Below are 3,122 nucleotides of genomic sequence, written 5' to 3'. Positions count from 1 at the left end.
GGGCGGGGGGGGGGAAACCCGCCCCCAGGTGGGTGGGGGGGATCGTGCCTCCCCCGCGATCGTTCTGAACCTTGACTCAGTATTCGCTGAGCGAGAACTCGGTCAGGCAGAAGGTCGGCACCCCGGCCGCCTGCAGCCGGCGCGAGCCTTCCAGCTCGGGCAAGTCGATGATCGCTGCGGCCTCGAACACCTGTGCCCCGGTGCGGCGCACCAGGTTGGCTGCCGCCAGCAGGGTGCCACCGGTGGCGATCAGGTCATCGAAGATCAGCACCGAATCCCCTTCGCACAGGCTGTCGGCATGCACTTCCAGGAAGGCTTCGCCGTACTCGGTCTGGTAACCCTCCGACAGCACGTCGGCCGGCAGCTTGCCTTGCTTGCGGAACAGGATCAGCGGCTTGTTCAGCTGGTGGGCGATGATCGAGCCGATCAGGAAGCCCCGCGCATCCATGGCACCGATATGGCTGAACTCGGCCTCGACATAGCGCTCGATGAACTGGTCAGCGACGTAGCGCAGCCCACGCGGCGATTGGAACAACGGGGTGATATCGCGGAAGATGACCCCCGGTTTGGGGAAGTCCACTACCGGGCGAATCAGGGCTTTGAGGTCGAAAGTGTCGCTGTGCATGGTGCGGGTATCCTGGAAAAACCAAGGCGCCAGTATACCCGCATCCGGCCTTTGTCAGGCCTCCATTGCACCACCGGCCAGCGCACACAGCTGGATCGGGTCGAGGATATGCACTTCCTTGCCCTCGGCCTTGAGCAGGCCGTTCTGCTGGAAGCGGGTGAACACCCGCGAGACGGTTTCCACGGCCAGGCCCAGGTAGTTGCCGATCTCGTTGCGCGACATGCTCAGGCGGAACTGGTTGGCCGAGTAGCCACGGGCGCGGAAGCGCGCGGACAGGTTGACCAGGAAGGTGGCGATGCGCTCGTCGGCGGTCTTCTTCGACAGCAGCAGCATCATCTGCTGGTCGTCGCGGATTTCACGGCTCATCACCCGCATCAGCTGGCGGCGCAGTTGCGGCAGTTGTACCGAAAGCTCATCCAGGCGTTCGAAGGGGATCTCGCACACCGAGGTGGTTTCCTGGGCCTGGGCCGATACCGGATAGGCTTCGGTGTCCATGCCGGACAGGCCGACCAGCTCGCTGGGCAGGTGGAAGCCGGTGATCTGTTCTTCGCCAGCGTCGCTGAGGCTGAAGGTCTTGAGGGCGCCGGAGCGGACTGCGTAAACCGAGCCGAAATTGTCACCTTGGCGGAACAGGAATTCGCCTTTTTTCAGTGGGCGGCCGCGTTTGACGATTTCATCCAGTGCATCCATGTCCTCGAGGTTGAGGGACAGGGGCAGGCACAGGGGGGCCAGGCTGCAATCCTTGCAGTGGGCCTGGTTGTGTGGGCGCAGTTTTACTGGCTCGGACATTTCTTCGATCCTTGTGGGAAAGCACACATAAGCCGTAAGGGTAACCCACGGCATAGGCTGTAGGCCAGCGTGCGCTGTTTTGGTGCGCGCTGGCGGCGGCCCGACGCGGGTGGGCGCCGGTACCTTTCGACTGTCCATAGTGTGCCTGGCAAGGCGTGCTGTCCATGCGGTTAAACGCCTCAATGGCCTCAGATCACCCGCGAGAAACGCTGGCGATTCTGTTGCGCGAGATAGGCGTCGAAGACCATGCACACCGAGCGCGCCAGCAGGCGCCCGGCTGGCAGGATGCGGATGCCATTGCTGTCGAGGCTGATCAGGCCGTCGCGCTGCATGGCGTGCAGTTGCGGCCAGATTTCGTTGAAGTAGCCGCGAAAGTCGATGGTGAATTGCCGTTCGATCTGCTCGAAGTCCAGCTCGAAATGGCAGATCAGTTGCTGGATCACTGCCCGCCGCAGGCGGTCGTCCTGGTTGCACAGCAGGCCGCGCTGGGTGGCCAGTTGGGCGGTGGACAGGGTGTCCTGGTAGGTGTTGAGGTCGCTGCTGTTCTGGCAGTACAGGTCGCCGATCTGGCTGATGGCCGAGACCCCCAGGCCGATCAGGTCGCAATGGCCATGGGTGGTGTAACCCTGGAAGTTGCGCTGCAGGGTGCCTTCTTCCTGGGCGATGGCCAGTTCGTCGTCGGGCAGGGCGAAATGGTCCATGCCGATGTAGCGGTAGCCGGCGGCGGTCAGCTGGTCGATGGTGGCGTGCAGCATCTCCAGTTTGGCCGCGGGGGCCGGCAGATCGTTGCTGTCGATGCGCCGCTGCGGCATGAAACGCTCGGGCAGGTGGGCGTAGTTGAACACCGACAGGCGATCGGGTTGCAGGCGGATCACTTCTTCGACAGTGCGGGCGAACCCTTCCGGGGTCTGCTTGGGCAGGCCGTAGATCAGGTCGAGGTTGATCGAGCGGAACTGCAGGGTGCGCGCCGCTTCGATCAGGGTACGGGTCTGTTCCAGGCTCTGCAGGCGGTTGACCGCGCGCTGCACCGCCGGGTCGAGGTCCTGCACGCCGAGGCTGACGCGGTTGAAGCCCAGCTCGCGCAGCAGCCCCATGGTCGACCAGTCGGCCTCGCGCGGGTCGATCTCGATGCCGTAGTCACCGGAGTCATCGTCCAGCAGGTTGAAGTGCTGGCGCAGGGTCGCCATCAGCTGGCGCAGTTCCACATGGCTGAGGAAGGTCGGGGTGCCACCGCCGAAGTGCAGCTGCTCGACGCGCTGCTTGGGGTCCAGGTGGCAGGCGACCAGCTGGATTTCCTGTTCCAGGCGTTGCAGGTAGGGCGCGGCGCGGCCGCGGTCCTTGGTGATGACCTTGTTGCATGCGCAGTAGTAGCAGATGTTGGCGCAGAACGGCACGTGCACGTACAGCGACAGCGGGCGCGTGGCCCGACGGCTCTCGCGCAGGGCGTGGAGCAGGTCGAACGAGCCCACTTCGCCATGCAGTTGCATGGCGGTAGGGTAGGAGGTGTAGCGTGGCCCGGCCAGATCGTAACGACGGATCAGGTCGGCGTCCCAGCGTAGGTCGTCGAGCATGTGGGCAGTCCCCGGATAGAGCAGCAGTGTCCGGAGTCTAGGGCTGCATGGGGTGTAGGGTGTTGATTTGCATCAAGCAGGCCAGCCGATCGCGGGGCAAGCCCGCTCCCACATAGCTGAGGAGACGGCGTGGGAGC

At 64.2% G+C, this 3,122-nt stretch carries 3 protein-coding genes; all 3 read right to left on the bottom strand.

Annotated elements, in window-relative coordinates:
* Positions 1–76: 76 nt before the first annotated feature.
* Complete coding sequence (locus ACO6VM_RS21545) at positions 77–625, bottom strand: adenine phosphoribosyltransferase (protein WP_028692867.1); 549 nt, start codon at positions 623–625, stop codon at positions 77–79.
* 54 nt (positions 626–679) lie between these two features.
* The gene (gene fnrA / locus ACO6VM_RS21540) at positions 680–1,414 is read right to left on the bottom strand and encodes a Crp/Fnr family transcriptional regulator FnrA (protein WP_110991794.1); all 735 of its coding nucleotides are present in this window, start codon (positions 1,412–1,414) and stop codon (positions 680–682) included.
* 188 nt (positions 1,415–1,602) lie between these two features.
* Positions 1,603–2,985 carry an oxygen-independent coproporphyrinogen III oxidase gene (gene hemN / locus ACO6VM_RS21535; RefSeq protein WP_422403798.1) on the bottom strand — a complete coding sequence of 461 codons (1,383 nt, stop codon included), beginning with the start codon at positions 2,983–2,985 and terminating at the stop codon, positions 1,603–1,605.
* Positions 2,986–3,122: the final 137 nt, after the last annotated feature.

Source organism: Pseudomonas sp. GZD-209, from assembly GCF_049310485.1.
In the GTDB taxonomy this organism is placed as follows: domain Bacteria; phylum Pseudomonadota; class Gammaproteobacteria; order Pseudomonadales; family Pseudomonadaceae; genus Aquipseudomonas; species Aquipseudomonas sichuanensis.
The sequence above is the reverse complement of the archived record's forward strand: the minus strand, read 5'-3'. Positions and strand labels throughout refer to the sequence as shown.

Excerpts from the sequence above, each read along its gene's own strand:
- ACO6VM_RS21545 (WP_028692867.1), bottom strand. The coding sequence starts at position 625 with ATGCACAGCGACACTTTCGACCTCAAAGCCCTGATTCGCCCGGTAGTG.
- hemN (WP_422403798.1), bottom strand. The coding sequence starts at position 2,985 with ATGCTCGACGACCTACGCTGGGACGCCGACCTGATCCGTCGTTACGAT.
- fnrA (WP_110991794.1), bottom strand. The coding sequence starts at position 1,414 with ATGTCCGAGCCAGTAAAACTGCGCCCACACAACCAGGCCCACTGCAAG.